General features: G+C 46.2%; 1 protein-coding gene. It reads right to left on the bottom strand.

The window, feature by feature from the left end; all coding sequences use genetic code 11:
• The coding region (locus A596_RS18380; RefSeq protein ID WP_459542209.1) for a calcium-binding protein at window positions 1-1,619 on the bottom strand (1,619 nt) is incomplete at its 3' end.
• Between the last annotated feature and the right edge of the window lie 107 nt (window positions 1,620-1,726).

The raw sequence follows: 1,726 nt of genomic DNA, 5'->3' as shown, positions 1-1,726 counted from the left end.
GTATCGACACGATTGACAGAGGTATCGTACGCAAAAACTGTGTCATTGCCAGAGCCTTTACGGAACACAAACACATCATTGCCTGCGCCACCGATTAACGTATCACTACCGACACCGCCATCAAGCACATCATTACCATCACCACCAATCAGCGAGTCATTACCAGCTTCACCAGAGAGAATATCATTACCCTGGTCACCGTATAGAGTATCGTCACCATCGCCGCCAAGAAGCTTATCTTCACCCGCTCCACCATAAAGTGAATCATTATCACCAAGGCCAAGAATTACATTTGATGAGTTATCGCCATAAATAATATTCTTGTTGGAATTACCTAATACCAGATCAATATTTAAATAACCGAACACAGGATTTTCAAATACCAATGACAAAACTTCTGAATTTGGATTTGATGTAGTAAATAAATCCATCGCCGCGATAGAGTCAGCCCTGAATGACGGATCAATTTCCAACAATGCGGCAATGACCAATAAATTGTTGTTCACTACATCGACATTGTCTGGATTGCCTGCAATTGCAAGCCATGCCTGACGGAAATTTTCAGTGCTAATAGGCTGATTAATGGATAACAAATCTGTCGCAGGATCGTAACGGAACTTAAGCAGAGAGTCAGATATTAATCCGCTTGTAACTGCAAACTTAACCAGCAAATTCCTCGATAGCTGATTGAATGCTTCACGATAATAATCGCCCGTCGATACCGGTTTACCATTATCAAACCATTGGCCATCACCCAGTAATAATGCGCTCATCCCTGCATACTGTTTAAGCACACCCAGTTGCTCTAACGTAAATGACTCACCGGCATTGCGGAATTCAACTTTGCCTGTAGCGGGATTTACATTTAAACGGTGATTAGGATCTATTTGATTAATAGAAATACCTTCAACACCCGCCCATTTAATCAATAACGTTTCGAAGCCGGAGAGCAACGATTGCGCCGTGGGTGCTGCCAACAATGAAAGCACATAATTCTTGAGTGCAGGGTCCCTGCTCATCGCAATATGAAGGTCCGGCATTTGTCCATAACCTTTAATATTGCTAACAGCCAGAACGGCCTGATCAATAGGCACATTACCCACGTAACGGGTAAATGTTGGGCTGGACGTAAATAAAACGTCCGCAGCAATACCCGAGGTTTCAGCAATTCCCTGAGTGCCATTTGCCCACGTAAATGAACCACGGCGAGCAATTTGCCCGTCGGCATCACCTGACGGAGCAATATTCTCATGTGCCAAACTGATATCTTTTATACCAATCGCACTCAATGAACTCAGTTCATTGGCCTGGCTGGTACCGTCTCCGTTTGCATCCTTCCAAATTAACAGGTCAGCAAAACGTTCATCGTTAGCATCTATTATTCCGTCATAGTTGGAGTCAAGATCGCCGAGCTCTTCGTAACCGGTACGTGTCGGGCTACCAAAGAGTTCACTGATATCATTAATTTTTCCATCCCGATTTAAATCGATAGCGAGGAAACCGTCGTCTCCTTTTAACCAGGAGGTACGTGTCGCGAAGCCATCGCCATCAAGGTCGAAATACGCATTGCTGCCATTCAACGATGTCAGTTCAACGCCATCGCCATCAAGATCGAGCACCAACGGGTCGCGGGGAACCGAACGGCCCGAACCGCCACTTCCAGCACCCGCGCCAGCACCTGCGCCGCCGCCTGCTCCGCCAGAGCTTCCTCCGCCTGCACCGCCTT

Source organism: Cellvibrio mixtus subsp. mixtus J3-8, from assembly GCF_000766945.1.
Lineage (GTDB): Bacteria > Pseudomonadota > Gammaproteobacteria > Pseudomonadales > Cellvibrionaceae > Cellvibrio > Cellvibrio mixtus_A.
The sequence above is the reverse complement of the archived record's forward strand: the minus strand, read 5'-3'. Positions and strand labels throughout refer to the sequence as shown.